Raw genomic sequence first — 19,773 nt, 5'->3', positions numbered from 1 at the left:
CGGGAACGGGTCATTCCGGTCACAACTCGGTCATGACCGCTAGCAGCGGCGTCTACTTCCGGTTACGATTCACGGCACGAGCAAACGCGCGAACCTGGGGATCGCGAATTCATGAGGCCAAAATTTCGCCTGACGCGGCTCCTGCCGACCGCCGTCGCAATGGTATGTCTTGCGACCATGTCCGCGACGGCGCTGGACGATATCCAATTCAATGTCGAAGGCGGCGGAGCGTTGCAGAAGGACCTCGAGTCCGCGTCGCTCCTGTTGTCCGTTCAGGAAGAGGGGATCGACGATCCCCGTGATCTGCTCGCCACGTCGCTGGCGGAATACGAGCGGCTTCTGAACACGCTTTACGCCAACGGGCATTACGGCGGCGTCATCAATGTGCGGCTCGACGGGGTCGAAGCCGCCGCGATCCAGAATTTCAACGTGCCGAGCACGGTCCGCAGGATCACGGTCGATGTGCGTCCGGGTCAGCAGTTCCATTTCGGCAGCACCCAGATCACGCCGCTGGTGCAGGGCACACAGAAGATCGACGAATTCCGCAACGGCGAGCCGGCCTATTCGACGGTCATTCAAAGCGCGGTGGAAAGCGCGGTGGACGATTGGCGTCACGCCGGGCGCGCCAAGGCGACCGTGCGCGATCAGGACCTGACCGCGAACCATCAGAACAAACTCATCAACGCACGTATCTGGATCGACCCAGGTCCGCTGGTCCGGTTCGGGCAGCTTCGCCACACGAATGCCTCGGCCGTCCGCACGAGCAAGATCGAACGGATCGCCGGACTGCCCGAGGGCGAAGTGTTCGATCCCGACGAGGCCGAAGCGGCGGCCAACCGTCTGCGCCGCACCGGGGCTTTTGCCTCGGTCGTTCTGCGGGAAGCCGAAACGCTGGGCCCCGGCAACACGATGGACATGCTGCTGACCACGGCGGACATGAAGCCGCGTCGGTTCGGGTTCGGGGCCGAACTGTCGTCGATCGAAGGGCTGGGGCTGTCGGCCTACTGGATGCACCGCAACCTTTTGGGCGGGGCCGAACGGTTCCGCGTCGATGCCGCGGTCAACGGCATCACGCCCGCGCTTAACAATCTCGACGTGGAACTCGACGCGCGTCTGGATATCCCTGCCGCCTTCGGCACCGACAACGACGCCTATGTGGAGGTGGCCGGGCTGTGGCTGCGCGAACCCTCCTACAACATCCTCGGCGCGGGGATCGAGGCAGGTGTGAAGCGCTATTTCAGCCCGAACCTCGAAGGCGAGATCGGCCTTGGCTTCGCTTATGCGCAGGTGACCGACAGTTTCGGCACGCGCAGTTTCACCACCGTCAAGGTTCCCGCCATGGTCGAATGGGACAAGCGGAACGACAGCCTGAACCCGACGCGGGGCTTTTACGTGCGTGCGGATGCCCAGCCGTTCTTCGATATCGGTCGGGGCGTTGGCGCTTGGGGCCTGCTCGATGCCCGCGTTTACCGTGGCTTCGGCGAAGACGACCGCTTCGTCCTCGCGGCGCGGGGACAGGTCGGCACCGTGGTCGGCCCGAACCCGTCGCAGACCCACCCTGATCTGCTGTTCTATTCGGGTGGCGGCGGCACGGTGCGCGGCCAGCCCTACCAATCGCTCAACTTCGCCTCCGGCACCGGCACGGTGGGGGGGCAGGCCTTCCTCGGCGGCCAGTTCGAGGTGCGCGTCAAGGCGACCGATACCATCGGTGTCGTCGGGTTCTTCGACGTGGGCTACCTTGGCGATACGGGGTTCTTCGGAGGCACGACCGCATGGCACTCCGGCGCGGGTCTGGGCGTGCGCTACAACACCGCGCTCGGTCCGATCCGGCTTGACGTCGGTTACCCCGTCACCGGCGGCGTCCGCTCGCCCAACCCGCTGCGCAACGTGCAGCTTTATGTCGGGATCGGGCACGCCTTCTGATGAAAAGATTTCTCGCCCTTCTCGCCACGCTCACCCTCATCGGCCTGCCCGCAGGGGCGCAGGACGACACGACCGAGGAAGAGGACAAGTCGATCCTCGAATCCTTCCTCGAAGAGAACCTGTCGTCCGAAGGGATGGAGGTGACCGTCAACGGTTTCTCCGGTGCCTTGTCGCGTGAGGCGACGATGCAGGAGATGACCTTTGCCGATGCGGAAGGCGTCTGGCTCAGGTTGGAGGACGTGGCGCTCAACTGGAACCGGGCCGCCGTGCTGCGCGGGCGGATCGAGGTGCGCGAGTTGTCGGCGGGGCTTATCGAACTGGCGCGCCTGCCCGCGGGCGGCTCATCCGGCCCTTCGGCGGAAGCGTCAGATTTCACGCTGCCGGACCTGCCCGTTTCGATCGACATCGGCCTGATCGACGCCGAACGCCTCGTCCTCGGCGCGCCGGTTCTGGGCGAACGCATTGAAATGACGCTCGAAGGCTCAGCCAATCTCGCCGACGGCGAGGGGGCGGTCGATGTGGCGCTGTCCCGCACCGACGGCGAATTGGGCGACCTGACCCTTGCCGGGTCTTATTCGAACACCTCCAAGGTGCTTGCCGTGAACCTTCGGCTCGAAGAGGGGCAGGGCGGCATCGTCGCGAACCTCGCAAGCCTGCCGGGCGAGCCTGCACTGTCGGTGCGGGTCGAAGGCGAGGACCGGCTCGACGATTTCACGGCGAACATCGTGCTGGCGACCGATGGCCAGAACCGGCTGGCCGGGCAGTTGCGCGCAGCCGCCGTGGTCGATGGTGAGGGTGAGTCTCAAAAGACCCAGTTGCAGATCGAAGCCGATCTGGCAGGTGACCTGCGCCCCCTGTTCGAAGAGCAGTATCAGGCGTTCTTCGGGGGGGAGAGCGTGCTGCACCTCGACGCGACCCGGTTCCAGAACAAGTCGATCCGGGTGGCGGATCTGTTCCTCAAGACCGAGGCGCTGGAACTGCGTGGCGACGCTTTGGTCTCGGCGAAAGGCTGGCCGCAGAATGCGCAGATCACCGGCACGCTGGCCAATGCGGACGGATCGCCCGTGGTGCTTCCTATTGCAGGGCCGGAAACGCGGATCGGGTCCGCCGAGATCGAATTCGACTATGACGCCCTGCGGGGCGAAGGCTGGGTCGGTGCGATCGAGCTGGAAGGTTTCGCGCGCGAAGACATGGCGCTCGCCGCGCTCAACGTGTCGGGTGCGGGAAAACTGCGCTCCGGCGGCGGCGATACCATTCCCAGCGTGGGGGGACGTGTCGTCATATCGGCGGACGGGATCGACCTTGGGGACGAGCCGCTAAATGCCGCCGTGGGCGAGCGCATCACCGGCAACCTGATTTTCGCCAAGGCCGACAACACGCCCTTTCGGTTCACCGACGTGGATATCTCGGGCGAGGATTACGGCCTGACCGGCGACGTGACCCTGCGGACCGAGGTCGAGCAACTCGACCTCGTCTCCGAACTCGACCTGAGGCTCGAAGCCGAACGGCTGGCCCGCTTTGCCCAGATTTCCGGTCAAGACCTCAAGGGCGCGGCGTCGCTGTCGATCAAGGGCTCCGTCGCCGTGCCGGATGGGCCGTTCGACCTTGAAATCGACGGCGCGACCCAAGACCTTTCCGTGGGGATCGCCCAAGTCGACAGCCTCTTGGCGGGGGAAAGCCGGATTTCCATTGCGGCGGACCGGAACCAGCAGCGTACGGCGATCAACCGTTTGACCATCGCCGGGCCGGGCATCACGGCCTCGGCCATGGGCGAGTTGCGCACCAATGGGAGCAGTCTGGATGCGCAGATCGAATTGCCGGATGCGTCCCGGCTGGATGAACGGCTCTCGGGTCGGCTCGCGCTGAACGCGACGGCGGTGCAGGTGCGCGACGACTGGACGGTCGAGGCGACGGCGACAGGCCCCGGTGGCCTCGACGCGGACATCACCGGGACGGGCACCATCGCAGACGGCGCCATCGGCCCGGTTCAGGCAACGCTCGTCGCGGCGCTCGACAGTATTGCCCCCTATTCCGGCCTTGCCGGAACCGATCTGGGCGGGGCGGTCGATCTGACCGCCTCGGTGGATGCGGACCTGACCACCATGGCGGTCGGTCTCACCGGGTCTTTGCAGGGCCGGAACCTGTCGTTTCGCATGGGGGACACCGATCAGTCTTTCGCGGGCGCGAGCGAGCTGGTGTTCGACGTGAGCCGGGATGCGGCGGGCGCGCTCGCCGCCGACGTCACCGCGCGTGGCCCCGGCGGGCTGATCGCGGATATCGAAGGCACCGGCGCGATGGTCGATGGCAAGATCGGCCCGGTCGCGGCGACGGTGAATGCCTCGGCCAATTCCATTGCGCCCTATTCGGGCCTCGCAGGCCGCGATCTGGCGGGGTCGATCGACCTGTCCGCCAGCGTCGAGGCGGACCTGACCACCATGGCCGTCTCGCTCGACGGCAGTTTGCAGGGCCGGGATCTGTCGTTCAGCGCGGGCGAGGTGGACCAGCTTCTTGCCGGTGGTAGCGAGGTCGTGTTCGACGTCCGGCGCGACGAGGCGAGCAAGATCTTCGTCGACAGGCTGACGGCGAACACGCCGCAGGTCAGCCTGACCGCCGACGGCACGTCGGAAGGGGGGCAGAGCCGCGTGAACTTCGATGCGCGCTTGGCCGATGTCGGGATTTTCGTGCCCGAGTTTCCCGGAGTCTTCTCGGCAAGCGGCACGGCTGTCCTGACCGGCGACGATTACCGCGTCGATATCTCGGGCCAAGGGCCGGGCGGGATCACCGTGAACGTGGCGGGCAGCCTTGCCAGCACGATGGACAACGCGAACCTGTCGATTGACGGGACGGTGCCGCTCGCCCTCGCCAATGCTTTCACCGGACAAAACCGCGTCGACGGCACCGCGAGCGTGAATGTGAATCTCAACGGCCCCCTTGCGCTGACCTCGCTGTCCGGCACCGTGCGCACGACGAACGCGCGCGTGGCGGTGCCCAGCCTGCGGGTTTCGCTCGACCCGATTCAGGCCAACGTCAATCTCGGGAACGGGCGCGCCCGGCTCGAAGTCGGGGCGGCCGTATCGTCGGGCGGGCGGATCGAGATTGCGGGGCCGATCACGTTGGAACCGCCGTTCAACGGCGATCTCGTCATCCGGCTTCAGAATGTCGGGCTGACCGATCCATCCCTCTATGACACGCAGATCAATGGCCAGTTGACGGTGAGCGGCCCGTTGACGGGCGGTGCCCGGATCGCTGGAACCGTGCGCCCCGGCGTGGCCGAGATCCGCATTCCATCGTCCGGCTTCGGCGTGGCCGGGACCGTCGAGGGGCTGCGCCATGTCAACGAACCCGCCGCCGTCTATGCGACCCGCGTGCGGGCCGGACAGGTCGGCACGACCGCAAGCGGCAATTCGGCGGGCGGTCCGGCGTTCCCGCTCGACATCGTCGTGGATGCACCGAACCAGGTCTTCATCCGTGGGCGCGGGCTGGATGCCGAAGTCGGCGGGCGTTTGCGCCTTACGGGCACCACGAACGACATCGTGCCTCAGGGCAGCCTGTCCCTGATCCGGGGGCGACTGTCCCTGCTTGGCAACCGCATCGAACTGACCGAGGCGCGCGCGACGCTCGAAGGTGATTTCGACCCCTTCATCGCGGTGACCGCCGAGACGACCGTGGACGATACCGCGATCCAGATTCGGATCGACGGGCAGGCGACAGACCCCGAGATCACCTTTTCCTCGGTGCCCGATCTGCCGCAGGACGAGATTTTTTCGCGCCTGATCTTCGGGCGTTCGATTTCGGAAATCTCCGCGCTTCAGGCGCTCAGGCTCGCTAACGGCATCGCGACGCTCACCGGACGGTCCGGGGGCGGCGTGATCGGCAACCTCAGGCAGGGGTTCGGTCTGGCGGACCTCGACATCGGCCAGAACGACGACGGGGCGCTCGCGGTGCGGGCCGGGGCCTATATCTCGGAAAACATCTATACCGGCGTCGAAGTCGGGGCCGATGGCGAGGCCGAGGTGAACATCAACCTCGACCTGACCAAGAACCTGACGGCACGCGGCGCGGTGTCGAACAAGGGCGAAGCGTCCATCGGCATCTATTTCGAGCGCGACTACTGAAACGAAAGACGCCCCCCGGTGGCACGAGGGTTCGGAAGGAACCTCGGGCCTCGGGGGGCGCTTCGCTCACGGCGTACTGAAATGGCTTCTGAAATCGCCCTCTGAAATTCTTCCGCGCCGTCAGGCACGGTGCCGATGGTCGATTACCTGAAGCCCCACTGGTCCGGGTGTGCCCCCGGATCCCTTGGGTTTATCGTGGACTTTCAGTCTCAAGTTGTAACCCCCCTGAACAGGGGGTTTGCCGAGTCTCAGTTGGCGACGCCGTAGAATTGGCCGGTGACGATAGCGTCGTTCGCGGTGCCGGTGATGGCAGATACGCCGCCGCTTGGGTTGATGTTGAACTGCGCCTCCCCCGTGACCACACGGGCGTTGGAGCCACGGAAGTCACCTTGAAGCCAGCTTCCCTGCGCGGTGCCGAACCCGGCCTGAAGCCGGTTGCGCACCCCGGTGTCGTCGTTGCGAAGCGTTCCGCCGATCGACACGAACATCGTGGATGCGGCGGTGGGTCCGAAGCCGGAGGTCAGAACCTGGTTGAGGGGCAGAAGCCCGGGCGCGTCGTCGCTGGAGAGTTGCCCGGAATAGGTCACCCGCTGCCCGTTGACGGTGCCCGCGAAACCGCCGGCCGTCGCGGTGATCGGATCGGTCGACGAAAACGAGGCTTCCATGATGAGACCCCCACGGATCGAACCGGATTGGGTCGTGCCGGATATGGTGTCGATCTGGATCTCGCCCTCATAGGTCGCCGACCCGAAAATCGGGACCGCTGCGGGGGTAAGCGCGTTGTTCGTCGCGAAAACGGTATCGAACTGCGCCTCGGTCGTTGTGTTGGTGTCGAAGTTGACCGTGGAGCAGGCCGACATGGCCGCACAGGCCAGCGCGGCGGCAAAGGGCCGCGCGAAACGTAAGTGATTCAAATGGAGTCTCCCCGAAAAGCAGATGCAGACCGGACGAGATTAGCTTTCAAGAACTTCCTTGTCTCGCTGCAAAACACGTCATCCGAACGGATCAGGGCGTCTGGCGATCTGCCCATACCTCGACACTCGCGTCGGCTTCGGTCGACCGTCCGGTGATCGCCGAGGTGCCGGCGTTCGGCGCGATCCGGAACGTGCCGTCGCCCACCAGAGAGTCGCCGGTTCCCCGGAAAACGCCATCGATCTGCGATCCCGCTTTCAACGTGTTTTCGACCCCGCTTGCGTCGTTGACGAGCGTGCCGCCAAGGTCGGCCGTGAACCAGCTTCCCGGACCGGGCGGATCGAAGACCGTGCCTGTCCGCCGCTCCGGGTTCATGTCGAGCGCGTAGAGATCGCTCAACGTGCCGGAATAGGTCACCGGCACCCCACCGATCTCTCCCGCAAAGCCCCCGGCGGCGACCTCCAGCGTTCCGGTGTATTCGTCGAAGGTGCCGTCGATCTGAAGCCGACCCCTGATCGATCCGTTCCGGGTCGTTCCGTCGGAGGTATAGATCTGAAGCTCCCCGACATAACGGGCGGTGGTGTCCTTGGGTGCGGTAGCGATGCCGATGAACGGGCTGTTTCGCGGCACCCAGATCGCGGCGAACTCCGCCTCGGTCGATGTGGTCGGGGCGAAAACAGGCAGGACACGGGGCGTCGTCGGGTCGGTCGGGTCGGTCGTGCCCGGCGGGTTCTGAACCGACGCATCCACGACCGCGCATCCGGCGACGAGGGCCAGAACGGAAACGGGAAAACCAATGCGCGTCGATCTGAAAATGCGTGGCAACCAATCCGGGGGCAAATCCCCATGCCCCCGGAGGCTAGCCTGTCACGCGGGCCGTGTCACTGTTCGGCGTAGAACTGGCCGCCGGTCGCGGCACCGAAGCTTGCGCCGGTGATGGCCGAGGTTCCGCCGGTCGGCGTGATCGCCACCCCGACAGCCCCCGCCACGGCCTGACCGTCCGTGCCGTAGAAGTTCCCCATCAGGTTCGACCCCGGCTCGAACTTGTTCTCGACCCCGGTCGCGTCCTCGGTCAGCGTGCCGCCGAACGACAGCGCCATCGACGTGGTCTCGCCACCCCCGGCAATCGCGGGCAGGGCCGCGGTGCGGATTTCGTTGAAGGCCGAGCGGTCGGTCGACTGGTCATGCGTGAGCGTGCCGGAGAAGGTGGTCTGCTGCCCGTTGATCTCGCCCGCGAAATCCGTAGCCGACATGGTGAACGGCGTGGCCGAGGCGAAGTTCGCCGTCAGTTCGAGCGCACCGCGGATCGACCCGCTTTCCGACCCGTTTTCCAGCGTCAGGATCTGCATTTCACCGTTGTAGGTTGCCGAGCCCGACAGGGGCGTGGTCGTCACGCCAAGCCCTGCGGCGGCCAGAAACGCTTCGTTGAATTCTTCGGGCGTCGCGCTGACGCCATTGTTGCCGAAACAGCCCGCCAACATGGAAGTGGCGGCCAGCGCCGCGCTGATGTGAATGAGTCTCATTGGTATACCCCTCCAGAAATGACTGGCTTCAAATGGGGGTGGGGGTTCCATTTTGGCAATCCCCCGGTTCTGGGGGTGTGGCCCCCGGTTTCAGGGGGTTTCGCGGCCCGCCACTTCGCGGCAAGATCGCAAAAAAGGGGATAGGGACAAACGTGCGCGTTTTCGCTCCGGTGCGGATTTTCCTTGCGGTCGGGCTGTTCGGTCTGGCGCTGGTCGTGGCCGCCGTTGTGCTGGCGACACGTCAGCCGTGGCTGGGGCTCGATCTCAGGCTCGACGACACGGGTCAGGCGGTCCTGATCGAGAAGAGCGAGGGGCCTGCGGTCCTGATTTCCGAATGGTATCGGCTGGAAGGTGTCGAAGGCGAAGACGGGGTGCGCGTGCCGGTCGGCCCCACCACGATCATCGAAGAGCCGGACCAACTGTCGGACTTCGACACGCTCGATCGGTTCCGTGCCGAACAGGACGGGATCGCGCGCGCGATGCGTTCGGACCTCGTGACCCTGCATCTTGCGGCACCCGGCGACGTGACCCGCGAGGTGACTGTCACACCGCGTCCGCACCGCCCGATCTCGGACCTGCCCGCGATGTTCTGGGTGCAGGTTTTCGTCGGGCTCAGCGGTATCCTGATCGGCGGGTGGATCTGGTCCCTCGCGCCCGGTCGCAGGCCGCAGGCGTTCCTGATGCTGACGGGGGTCGGTCTGGCGCTGTCCTCGACGGCGGCGGCGATCTATTCGACCCGCGAACTGGCGCTTCCGGCGTCATATTTTCAGGTGTTGGGGCCGTTGAACCTGACGGGCTCTTTGACGTTCGGGGCCGGGGTCATCGGCCTCTTCCTGAGTTACCCGGCACAGATCGGGCCAAGGTGGCTTGCCCTCGTGCAGGTCGGCGTCATCGCGGCGTGGCTTGTGGGGGCCTTTACGCGGGTCATTCCCGATTACACCTTCGCCTATCAGCTTCCCATCGCCACCGCGATGCTGGTGCTCGTATTGCTGGTCGCGTTGCAGTTCCGGCGCGCGCGCAAGGCCAAGGATCTGCCCGCCCGCGCGGCCCTGCGCCTGTTCGGGCTGTCGGTTCTGATCGGGGCGGGCAGCTTCGTGGGCCTCGTCACCGTGCCTCAACTCCTCGGTCTCGAAGCGCAGGTTTCCCAAGGCTATGCCTTCACGCTGTTCCTGATCTGCTACCTCGGCCTCGCCCTCGCCGTGCGGCGGCACCGGATATTCAACCTCGATCAATGGGCGTTTCGCATCCTTTTCTTCGCCGTCGGCGCGCTTTTCCTCGTCTGCCTCGACGCGGCCCTTATATATGGCCTGTCGCTGGAACGCGCCCCTGCGCTTGGCATCGCGCTTTTCACCGTCGCCTTCTTCTACCTTCCCTTCCGCGAAGCCGTGTCGCGCCGCTTCGCACGTTGGCGCGGGCAGACCACGGTCGAGGCGTTCTTTCGCGATGTCTCGACGGTGGCGCTGACCAAAGACCCGCAGGAACAGGCCCTGCGCTGGGACGAACTGCTTCAGGCGATGTTCCAACCGCTTTTCATCGAAACCGGGCCGAACGTCACCGAACACGCGGAGCTTGCGGGCGAAGGTGTCTTTCTCGTCCTGCCCGCGGTCGCCCCGCTTCCGTCCCGGCAACTCAAATGGGCGGCTGGCGGTCGGCGGTTGTTTTCGGACAGCGATGTGCAGAAGGCCGAGGAACTGGTCGATATCCTGTCCCAGCTTATCGAAAGCCGAAAGGCGTATGAAACGGGCGCCGCCGAAGAGCGGTCGCGCATCGCACGCGACATCCACGACAACATCGGCATCCAGCTTCTCGGCGCGCTGCATTCGCAAGATCCGAAGCGCAAGGACGTGCTGATCCGTGAAACGCTCGCCGATCTGCGTGAGATCATCGACAACCAGACCGGGCCGGGGCTGGACCTTGGCAATCTGATCGCGGACCTGCGCCTTGAACTGTCCGAAGTGCTCGAAGCGGCCGGGCTTTTGGTCAACTGGCCGCTTGGCGCGAACCTGACGGGCTACAATCTGAGCCCCCGGATCGCCCACGCCCTGCGGTCCGTCCTGCGCGAATGCGTCAACAACGCCATCCGCCACGCCGGTGCGCGCGAGGTGGGTGTCGGCTTCGACGTCCAGAAGGGCCATGTCCGCATCACGGTGACCGACGATGGCCGGGGGTTCGACCCGAATGCGGACGTGTTCGGACAGGGGGTTCAGAACATGCTCGTGCGCGTGTCGGCGCTGGGCGGGCACCTCAAGGTCAGCCCGGCAGCGCCCGGAACCGAACGGCCGGGAACGCATATTCTGGTGGACCTGCCGCTCATGCGCGGCGCGATCGACGACGATGACGACGGCATGATGGAGGCTGCGCAATGAAACGCGCTCTGATCCTCGAAGACGTTCAGGAAACCCGCATCTGGCTGGGCGAGATCGCCTTGCGTGCTTTTCCCGACCTGACGATCACCGAAGCCGCCACCATCGCGGCCGCGCATGTGGCGCTGGACCGTGACCTGCCGGAGATTGCCCTCATCGACCTTGGGCTGCCCGACGGGTCCGGTCTGGAGATCCTGCGCAAACTCAAACAGAAATCCCCGACCAGCATCGCGGTCGTCACGACGATCATGGGGGATGACGTTTCGGTCGTTTCGGCGCTGTCCGCCGGGGCGGACGGGTATCTGCAAAAGGACCAGACGCAGGACCAGATGGTCGCCCAATTGCGCCAGATCAGCCACGGTATTCCCGCGCTGTCCCCTGCCGTGGCGCGCCGGATCATGGGGCATTTCTCGCGTACCGGCCCTGTGGCCAACGACGACGGGAAACTCACGGATCGGGAAACAGACGTGCTCGCCCTGATCTCACGCGGTCTGCGCAATGCCGAAGTCGCCCGCGAACTCGGCCTCGCGGAAAGCACGGTCGCGGGCTACATCAAGACGATCTATCGCAAATTGGGGATCTCGTCGCGCGCGGAGGCCGCATGGCACGCGACCCGGCTGGGCCTGTCCGAGAACCGTCGGGGTTAGCCGACCAGCCCAAGATCACGGGCGATCATCGCCGCATGGGTCCGGTTCTTGGCGTCGAGTTTTCGGATAACGGCGCGCACGTGCATTTTCACCGTCACTTCCTTGATGTTGAAATCGTGCGCGATTTCCTTGTTCTGGAGGCCCTTGCAGACACCAGCCAGCACCTGCAACTCCCGGTCCGACAGTTTCTGCGCGACGACACTCGGATCGGGAAGAACGTCCTCGTTCAGGGTCGGAATCCTGAGGCCCGTATGCATCAGCGACAGCAGGTGGCCCATGGCCGCGCTCGGCATGTCGTCGGTCAGCACCGCGCCCGCCCCGTTCACGATACAGCGCCAGACGGTCGAGGGACTCGCCTTATGCGGGAGTACGATCGCCACCGGCTTGCCTCGGCTACGCGAAATCGTCGAGAACGCCGACCTGAGGTTGGCCTCGCTGACAGAGGGGACGTGCAGGACGATGACGTCCAGTTCCTTACCATCCGTGCGAAGCCGTTGATCGGCCTGAAAACAATCGGAGACGCGATCCACGGAAACCTCGGCCCCACCGATGTGCGCCGTCGCAATTTTGTCTGTAATACTTGCCAAGTCGCTGGCGACCAAAACCTTCACCAACTGTCCCCTTTCGCACGTTGGTTCGCGCGACCGCTCTTCCCAGTCCAAGCAGGCATTACACAACTGCTGGTTAGCCAAAACCTATCAATAAGGATAAATCGCCGCGCTTTTCCTCAAAACCTGAAGAATTTCGAAGTTTCCTGTTCCGCAAAATGCAGGCCTGCGCGGAATCGAAAAAACCCTGTGTTTAAATAATGTTAGGAAGGGTAAGGTTTTCCTTACCCTACGGCAGTCCCGTCTTGCGCGTCAGGGAATCAACCGCTCGACCGCCCACCAAAGGCCCATCAGGCCGATGAGAACGGACGCGGGCACGACGATGCGCTGGCGATACCAGGGCCTTGCGCCGAACCAGACGGTAATCGAGAAAAAGGCGGTCGTGACGATTGCGATCTGGCCCAGTTCGACGCCGATGTTGAACGCGATCAGACTGGCGAGGAAATACGCGGGCGAGAGCCCGATCTCGCCCAGCACCGAGGCGAAGCCGAGGCCGTGCAACAGGCCGAAGCCAAACACAACCATAAGGCGCATTCTGGATAATTTCGGTCGAAGAATGTTTTCGACCGCGACATAGGCAATCGACAGGGCAATCAGAGGTTCCACGATGCTTGCAGGCACCGAAACGACACCAAGGCTCGCCAGAGCGAGCGTAATCGTATGGGCGACGGTAAACGCCGTGATCTGATACAACAGCGGCCGCACTTCGCGTGAAAAGAAAAACAGGCCGAGCACGAAAAGAATATGGTCGAGGCCCTTGGGCAGAATATGCGTGAAGCCGAGCCAGACGTAATTCGCGAAACTGGCAAGTCCGGTGATTTCGACCGTCCCGGTCCGGGGCATCGGCGCCGACATCTGTCCGGGGCCGAGAAAGGCCGAATACGCCTCCTGACCTTCCGGGAGATCCTGAACGATCTGGCGCAGGATGATCGGGCCGTATTGCGCGTCCCATCCCACCGTCACGTCGCTCCCATCGTCCGGCAGGGTGGCGCGCAGGATCACTCGGCTTTCCCGCGGCAACGCGTCGCTCACGGCCTCGGCGGTCGACGCCTCGACCAGTTCGGGCACGAGCATCGTGTCCCCGGCCTGCATCCGCACGCCGTCCGACAGGTCCGGCCAGGCGGCTTGCAGCCGTTGCGAGAACGCGTCGGGGGAAAGCGCGCGCAACGCGTCATAGGCATCTGCACGTGGGGAATTGTTTGTGTCGGTCACCGATGACAGGTCGATCCCCGCCACCATCGCCTCGCCCTGAAGGATGATCGACATCTCGAGGCTGTCCTCGCCGATCTCGATATCCGCGATGGCGGGCGACATTTCGTGCGCCGTGGCCGGTGTCGACAGGGCCATCACGATAACGACAAGCCACATGCCAAGCGTTGACAGTGGCCGCCATGCTGCCACCCTGCACCCCCGACCCAATAATGGATGCCCCATGCGCCTGCTCGCCTCTCTCTTCGCCTTCTTGTTCTTCGTCCCGGCCGCCACGGCCCACGAATTCTGGATCGAGCCTGAAACCTATACGGTCGACCCGGGCGATCCGATCATCGCGGAACTGCGGGTCGGGCAAGATTTCAAGGGCGCGGCCCAAACCTATTTTCCCGACCGTTTCGCGCGGTTCGATGTGAAAATGGGGGAAACCACCCGTGCTGTCGAGGGCCGTATCGGTGACAGGCCCGCGATGACCTTTGTCCCGGAAGGCGAGGGGCTTGCCGTCGTGATCCACGAAACCAAGGGCCATACCCTGCGCTACAGCAGCCGCGACCTCTTCGAAAGCTTCGTCGAGCACAAGGATCTCGGCGACGTGTTGGAGCGCCACGCGGCGCGCGACCTGCCCGAACTCGAGTTTCGCGAGGCCTATACCCGCTATGCCAAATCCCTCGTCGCGGTCGGAGACGGGGCCGGCGCGGATACGGCGGTGGGCTTGCACACCGAAATCGTCGCGCTGACAAATCCCTATACCGACGATACGTCGGACGGAGTCGGGGTGCGCGTGCTGCTGGATGGAAAACCGCGGGCCGATGCGCAGGTCGAAGTGTTCGCCCGCGACGGCGACGGGAACGTCACCCAGAGCTTCTATCGCACCGACGCGGCGGGCGAGACGGTCATTCCGGTCGACCCCGCGACCGAGTACATGGTGGATGCGGTCGTCATGGAGGACACCGGCAACGACGACCCTGAGGCAGGACCGGTCTGGCACTCGGCCTGGGCCAACCTGACGTTCCGCACCCCCTGAAGACCGAGCGGAGACGCGCAAAAGCGCGTCACAGGTTTTGCGCGGCCCCGCCTCTGGCGGGCCAGCGCGGTGGGGGGAGGCCAGCCTCCCCATCGCCGGTGGCAGGCCACCGTCGATTCCCCTCCGAGGTTTCCGGAAACGAAGAAGAGCGGACCCGTCAGTCGCCTGCGCGTGCGTAGAGTTTCATCGCATAGGGCCCGATCTCGGCGACGTTCAGCTTCACGCCCTGTGCATTCGGGTGGATGCCGTCGCGCTGGAAACCGTCGGTGCGCGACATCTCGCCCCGTCCCATCGCCTTGCCCATGCCCTGAAAGATGTAGGGCATGAAGATCATATCGGGGTGGCGCGCGGCGATGCGGGGATACATCTCGTCGAAGGCGCCTTTGTATTCGGGGCCGAAATTCGCGGTGGCGCGGTAGCCGACCAGCATGACGGGCAGGTTTTTCGCCTTCACCTTCTGGATGATCTGTTCGAGGTTCGCTTCGATCGAATTGAGCGGTATGCCCCGCAGGAGATCGTTGCCGCCGAGCGCGATCATGACCGCGTCAACCTCATCCGTCAGGGACCAGTCCACGCGGTTCAACCCGCCCCGCGTCGTGTCGCCCGAGACGCCCGCGTTGATGATCTTCACATCCGCGCCGCGAGCCTGCATCCAGCCCTGAAGCTGCGGCACCAGCCCGGCCTCCGCCGGAAGGCCGTAGCCCTGTGTCAGGCTGTCGCCCAATGCCAAAATCGTGACCTCTTCGGCGATGGCGGGCATGGCGAGGAAAGGGAATATCAACAAAGACTTGGATATGACCCGCCGCAGCCCATATCCCTTGGGCACGATCCGTGAAAAGGCTTTCCGCATGACCGACCCCGTTCTCGACCTGACCGATGCCAAGCTGAGCCTCATGGGCAATGCCGGGCCGGTCGATATCCTGCGTGGCATCACGCTTTCGGTCGCACGGGGGGAGACGTTGGGGCTGACGGGGCCAAGCGGTTCGGGCAAATCATCGCTCCTGATGTTGATGGGCGGGCTGGAGCGCGCGAACTCAGGCCGGGTGGCCGCTTTGGGCCAAGACCTCGGGCCGATGGATGAGGATGCGCTCGCCCGCTTTCGTCGGGATCATATGGGTGTCGTGTTCCAGTCATTCCACCTCATCCCGACGATGACGGCCATTGAAAATGTCGCGACCCCGCTGGAACTGGCGGGAACCCGCGACGCCTTCGACCGGGCCGAGGCGGAGCTGGAGGCGGTGGGGCTGGGCCATCGAAGCGGGCACTACCCGTCGCAGATGTCGGGCGGCGAGCAACAGCGGGTGGCGCTGGCGCGGGCCGCCGTCACGCGGCCGGAGATTTTGCTGGCCGATGAGCCTACGGGCAACCTCGACGGGGCCACCGGGCAGGCGATCATGGACCTGCTCTTCGGGCTGCGGGATCGCCACGGGTCGACGCTTGTCCTGGTCACCCATGCGCCGGAGCTGGCCGAACGCTGCGACCGGGTCATCGGATTGGCCGACGGGGTGCTGGCGTGAGTGTTGCGTGGCGTATCGCCCGACGGGAACTGCGCGGCGGCCTCACCGGGTTTCGCGTGTTTCTGGCCTGCCTCGCGCTGGGTGTCGCGGCGATCGCGGCGGTCGGGTCGGTGCGCTCCGCCATTCAGGCGGGGATCGCCGAACAGGGGGCCGTGCTGCTGGGGGGCGATGCCTCGGTCCAATTGACCTATCGCCGGGCGTCTGCGGACGATCTGGACTACCTCGCCAGCGTGGCGGACGAGGTGGGGGAAGTGATCGACTTCCGCTCGATGGCGCGGCTTCCGGGCGACGCCGATACGGCGCTGACGCAGGTCAAGGCGGTGGATGGGGTCTACCCGATCTATGGTCAAACCGTGCTGGACCCGGTCATGCCGCTGGACGAGGCGCTCGAGCTGCGGGACGGTTTGCCGGGCGCAGTCATGGCACCGCTTCTGGTGGAACGGTTGCAGATCGCGCCCGGCGACACGTTTTTCCTCGGCGCGCAGGAATTTCGGCTGTCGGCGCGGCTCATGTCCTTCCCCGACGATGGCTCCGGCGGGTTCGATTTTGGGCCGCCCACCTTGGTTCACATCGACGGGCTGGCGAACTCAGGGCTTATCACCGAAGGCACGCTGTTCAACTCGGAATACCGGATGCGGCTGCCCGACGGGACCGACCTTTCCGCGTTGGAAACACAGACGATGCAGGCGATGGCGGGGTCCGCCCCGCGCTGGTCCGACGCCCGCAACGGCGCGCCGGGGGTGAGCGAATTCGTCGATCGTTTGGGCAGTTTCCTCGTGCTGGTCGGGCTCGCGGGGCTGGCCGTGGGCGGTGTGGGGATTTCGGCGGCGGTTCGCAGCTATCTGGACGAAAAGACCGAGGTGATCGCGACGCTCAAGACGCTGGGGGCCGGGCGCCGCACGATCTTTGCCGTCTATGCGTTTCAGATCGGGGTGCTCGCGGTGAAGGGGATCGTGCTGGGGCTGATCCTTGGCGCGCTCCTCCCCATCGTCTTCGGTCCGATCATCTCGGCGGCTCTTCCGATCCCCGCCGACATCACGATCCGCCCCGGACCCCTTGCCGAAGCGGCCCTTTATGGCTTGATCGCGGCGGCGCTGTTCACGCTCTGGCCGCTGGCCAAGTCTGAAAACGTGCGCGCCGCGGCGCTGTTTCGGGATGGTGGTACGCCGGAGGGCTGGCCGCGTCCGGTCTATGTGCTGTCCACCGGTGTCCTTCTCGCCCTGCTCGTGGGGGTGGCGACGTGGTTTTCGGGCATGGAGCGGATCGCGCTCTGGTCCGCTTTCGGCATCTTCGTGGCGTTTCTGTTGCTCGTGGGCGCTGGCCGTGCGGTGAAGGGGCTGTCGCGTCGGCTGGCCCGTACACGCGCGCTGCGCGGGCGGCCGATGCTGCGCATGGCGCTGGCGTCGGTCGGCGGGCCGGGGAACGAGGCGGCCTCGGTGGTGCTGTCGCTGGGGCTTGGTCTTTCTGTCCTCGCCGCCGTGGGGCAGGTGGACACCAATCTGCGCGGCGCGATCCAGCGCGAACTGCCGGACATCGCGCCGAGTTTCTTCGTCGTCGACATCCAGCCCGACCAGATCGACGCGGTGCGCGACCGGGTGACGAACGACCCCAAGGTCAGCCGGATGGACGCGGCCCCGATGTTGCGGGGGATCATCACGCAGATCAACGGGCGCGACGCGAAGGAGGTCGCGGGCGATCACTGGATCGTCGAGGGCGACCGGGGCGTGACCTATTCCGCCGCCCTGCCGGACCGGACCAAGATCACGGCAGGCGAATGGTGGGCCGAGGATTACGCGGGCGACCCGCTTATCAGTTTCGTGGCCGAGGAGGCCGAGGAAATCGGGCTCGAGATCGGCGACACCATGACGATCAACATTCTGGGGCGGGAAATCACCGGAACGCTCGCCAGTTTCCGGGACGTGGATTTTTCATCCGCCGCGATGAACTTCACCATCGCCATGAACCCCGCCGCGCTTTCCGGTGCACCGCACAGCTGGCTCGCCACGATCTATGCCGAGGACGACGCCGAGGCGGCACTCATGCGCGATATCACCCGGACCTATCCCAACATCACCATGATCTCGGTTAGCGACGCGATCGGCCGGGCGACCGAGTTGCTGGGCACCATTGCCGCCGCGATCACCTATGGCGCATTGGTCACGCTCGCCACGGGCGCGGTCGTGCTGATCGGCGCAGCGGCGGCGGGCGAAAGGGCGCGGACCTACGAGGCGGCGGTGCTGAAAACGCTGGGCGCGCCCCGCGGGCGCATCCTTGCCGAGTTCGCCTTGCGCTCGGCCATCCTCGGCGGGGCGGCCGGGATCGTCGCGGTGTTCGCGGGGGGGCTGGCGGGTTGGGCGATCTCGACCTTCGTGATGGACACGACGTTCGTGTTCGAGCCGGTCTCGGCTGCCGCCATCGTGATCGGCGGCGTGGTCGTCACGCTGCTCGCCGGGCTGGCGTTCGCGTGGCGGCCGCTTTCGGCCCGGCCCGCGCGCGTGCTCAGGGCGCGGGAGTAGGGGGCGGCTCTTTCTTGCGGCGGAGCGGTCTTGCGTCCTCTCCCGCATACCAATCCTCGTCCCGCGTCATCCACATGGTCGCAGCCAGCGCGATAAAGGCCAGCGTGGAGCCTGCGATCAGCGCATAGTCGGTGGATTGCAGGATCAGGTAGAGCACGGCGTAGAGCACCACCAGCATGACGAAGAGCACGCTGGTGCGCGCACCGAGTTTCAGCCCGAACCAGCCGAACATGGTGATGAGGATGATCGTCGCGGCGGAGGACAGCAGATAGGCCGTGCCGAACCCGATCTGTTCGGCATAGGCGACCATGAGCAGCACGAAGGTCGTCTGACTGAGCCCGATCAGGATGTATTGCACCGGATGCGCGGGCCGCGTGGTATGGCGGTCGATCAGAAGCACGGTCAGGAAGGTCAGCGCGATGAACAGGATGCCGTATTTCGCCGCGCGAAACGCCTTTTGGTAGAAATCGTTGGGCTCATAGTAATCGACGCCGAAGGCCATCTGGTTGCGCATGGCGTCGGTATAATCCTCGCGGCTCAGTTGCGGCAGGGTGCGTGCGAGGTGCGGGATCGTCCATGTCGCCTCGAACCCGTCATCGGTGATGGTCGAGCCGTCGGGCAGAAAGCCCCCGGTGAAACTCGGGTGCGGCCAGTCCGAGGCGAGCGTGACGGCGGTCTGCCGTCCCACCGGCGCGATCTTCAGCGTCTGCGCCCCATTGAGGCCCAGACGCATCGAAAACGCCTCCATCCCGCGCGGATCGCCCAGATCGGCTGTGATCCCGGCGCTGTTGCCCGCGGATGCGAGCGGTTCGATTGCCACGTCTTCGCCGTCCACGGTCAGCTCGGCCACCCCGCGCAGGGCGGCGTTGGAGCTGATGTTGAGGATAAGGTAGGCTGCATCCCATCGGATCACCTCCTGCCCGCGTGCTTGGGCTTCGATCTGGTCGGTCGGAAAATCGAACGCCATATCGACGTCCGCGCGATAGACCGGCACGTTGAAGATACCGCGATGGCGCATCTCGGTCGTGGTGTCGATGGTCACGTCGAAGCGGTCGGGATTCACGTAGATCGAGCTGCGCCACACGGTTTCGCGCTTGGTCACGCTTTGCAGCACCGGGTTGCCGTTGCCATCGGTCTGAATGTTGCCGGTCGCAGGGTCCGTCACCTGCTCCTGCACCACCCGGTCGATAGTTTCCTGCACCGGGACGACGAGGATCGGGCCGGATATCACCTGCGCGCCGCCCCATTCGCGACCCACCTCGACCATGGCGTCGCGGGAATAGTTCTTGCGCGAATTGATGACCTCGGAGGCGAGGATCAGGGGAATGACCATGAGGATGGTCAGAATGCCGACGATGAGAAACCGAAAGCCCAGTGAACGCCGCATGAAAGTCCTCCCTGAATGGGCGCGATCAT

Annotated in this window: 14 protein-coding genes; 7 read left to right on the top strand and 7 right to left on the bottom strand. The window is 65.1% G+C overall.

Annotated features, from left to right (window positions below):
- Nucleotides 1-111: 111 nt before the first annotated feature.
- Both HOY44_RS06740 and HOY44_RS06735 read left to right on the top strand, forming a co-directional pair.
- Nucleotides 112-1,923, top strand: coding sequence for an autotransporter assembly complex protein TamA (locus tag HOY44_RS06740; protein ID WP_287433818.1), 1,812 nt, complete (start codon nt 112-114; stop codon nt 1,921-1,923).
- On the top strand, nt 1,923-6,038 hold the full coding sequence (locus HOY44_RS06735) for a translocation/assembly module TamB domain-containing protein (RefSeq protein ID WP_287433817.1): 4,116 nt from the start codon (nt 1,923-1,925) through the stop codon (nt 6,036-6,038). The genes HOY44_RS06740 and HOY44_RS06735 overlap by 1 nt, the downstream gene beginning before the upstream one ends.
- 248 nt (nt 6,039-6,286) lie before the next feature.
- Here HOY44_RS06735 and HOY44_RS06730 read toward each other — a convergent pair whose 3' ends face one another.
- The 3 genes from HOY44_RS06730 to HOY44_RS06720 form a co-directional block, all read right to left on the bottom strand.
- Nucleotides 6,287-6,952: a hypothetical protein gene (locus HOY44_RS06730; RefSeq protein WP_287433815.1), complete on the bottom strand. Its 666-nt coding sequence runs from the start codon at nt 6,950-6,952 to the stop codon at nt 6,287-6,289.
- Between the two features lie 91 nt (nt 6,953-7,043).
- Nucleotides 7,044-7,700: a hypothetical protein gene (locus HOY44_RS06725; protein ID WP_287433813.1), complete on the bottom strand. Its 657-nt coding sequence runs from the start codon at nt 7,698-7,700 to the stop codon at nt 7,044-7,046.
- Between the two features lie 131 nt (nt 7,701-7,831).
- On the bottom strand, nt 7,832-8,473 hold the full coding sequence (locus HOY44_RS06720) for a hypothetical protein (RefSeq protein ID WP_287433811.1): 642 nt from the start codon (nt 8,471-8,473) through the stop codon (nt 7,832-7,834).
- A gap of 152 nt (nt 8,474-8,625) precedes the next feature.
- On the opposite strand from HOY44_RS06720, the gene HOY44_RS06715 reads away from it, so the two are divergent.
- A complete protein-coding gene (locus HOY44_RS06715; protein WP_287433810.1) occupies nt 8,626-10,839 on the top strand; it encodes a sensor histidine kinase in 2,214 nt (737 codons plus the stop codon).
- Nucleotides 10,836-11,483 carry a LuxR C-terminal-related transcriptional regulator gene (locus HOY44_RS06710; protein WP_008333850.1) on the top strand — a complete coding sequence of 216 codons (648 nt, stop codon included), beginning with the start codon at nt 10,836-10,838 and terminating at the stop codon, nt 11,481-11,483. Before HOY44_RS06715 ends, HOY44_RS06710 begins: the two co-directional genes overlap by 4 nt.
- On the opposite strand, the gene HOY44_RS06705 is transcribed toward HOY44_RS06710, so the two are convergent.
- Nucleotides 11,480-12,013, bottom strand: a complete 534-nt coding sequence (locus tag HOY44_RS06705; protein WP_212747992.1) for a helix-turn-helix transcriptional regulator — start codon at nt 12,011-12,013, stop codon at nt 11,480-11,482. The two genes, HOY44_RS06710 and HOY44_RS06705, sit on opposite strands and share 4 nt — an antisense overlap.
- 330 nt (nt 12,014-12,343) lie before the next feature.
- On the bottom strand, nt 12,344-13,459 hold the full coding sequence (locus HOY44_RS06700) for a HupE/UreJ family protein (protein WP_287433807.1): 1,116 nt from the start codon (nt 13,457-13,459) through the stop codon (nt 12,344-12,346).
- Nucleotides 13,460-13,523: 64 nt separating this feature from the next.
- Here HOY44_RS06700 and HOY44_RS06695 point away from each other — a divergent pair, with 64 nt between their 5' ends.
- A complete protein-coding gene (locus HOY44_RS06695; protein ID WP_287433805.1) occupies nt 13,524-14,324 on the top strand; it encodes a DUF4198 domain-containing protein in 801 nt (266 codons plus the stop codon).
- Between the two features lie 157 nt (nt 14,325-14,481).
- Here HOY44_RS06695 and HOY44_RS06690 read toward each other — a convergent pair whose 3' ends face one another.
- A complete protein-coding gene (locus HOY44_RS06690; RefSeq protein ID WP_287433804.1) occupies nt 14,482-15,105 on the bottom strand; it encodes an arylesterase in 624 nt (207 codons plus the stop codon).
- 67 nt (nt 15,106-15,172) lie between these two features.
- Here HOY44_RS06690 and HOY44_RS06685 point away from each other — a divergent pair, with 67 nt between their 5' ends.
- Both HOY44_RS06685 and HOY44_RS06680 read left to right on the top strand, forming a co-directional pair.
- A complete protein-coding gene (locus HOY44_RS06685) occupies nt 15,173-15,841 on the top strand; it encodes an ABC transporter ATP-binding protein (RefSeq protein WP_287434730.1) in 669 nt (222 codons plus the stop codon).
- Nucleotides 15,838-18,357 (top strand): ABC transporter permease, encoded by a 2,520-nt coding sequence (locus tag HOY44_RS06680; protein ID WP_287433803.1) that lies wholly within the window; start codon nt 15,838-15,840, stop codon nt 18,355-18,357. The genes HOY44_RS06685 and HOY44_RS06680 overlap by 4 nt, the downstream gene beginning before the upstream one ends.
- Here the strand turns inward: HOY44_RS06680 and creD are convergent.
- Entirely contained in the window at nt 18,341-19,744 is a 1,404-nt protein-coding gene (gene creD, locus HOY44_RS06675; protein ID WP_287433802.1) for a cell envelope integrity protein CreD, read from the bottom strand. The two genes, HOY44_RS06680 and creD, sit on opposite strands and share 17 nt — an antisense overlap.
- Nucleotides 19,745-19,773 lie beyond the last annotated feature (29 nt).

Origin of the sequence: Maritimibacter sp., assembly GCF_016774595.1 — a bacterium.
GTDB lineage: Bacteria > Pseudomonadota > Alphaproteobacteria > Rhodobacterales > Rhodobacteraceae > Maritimibacter > Maritimibacter alkaliphilus.
The sequence above is the reverse complement of the archived record's forward strand: the minus strand, read 5'-3'. Positions and strand labels throughout refer to the sequence as shown.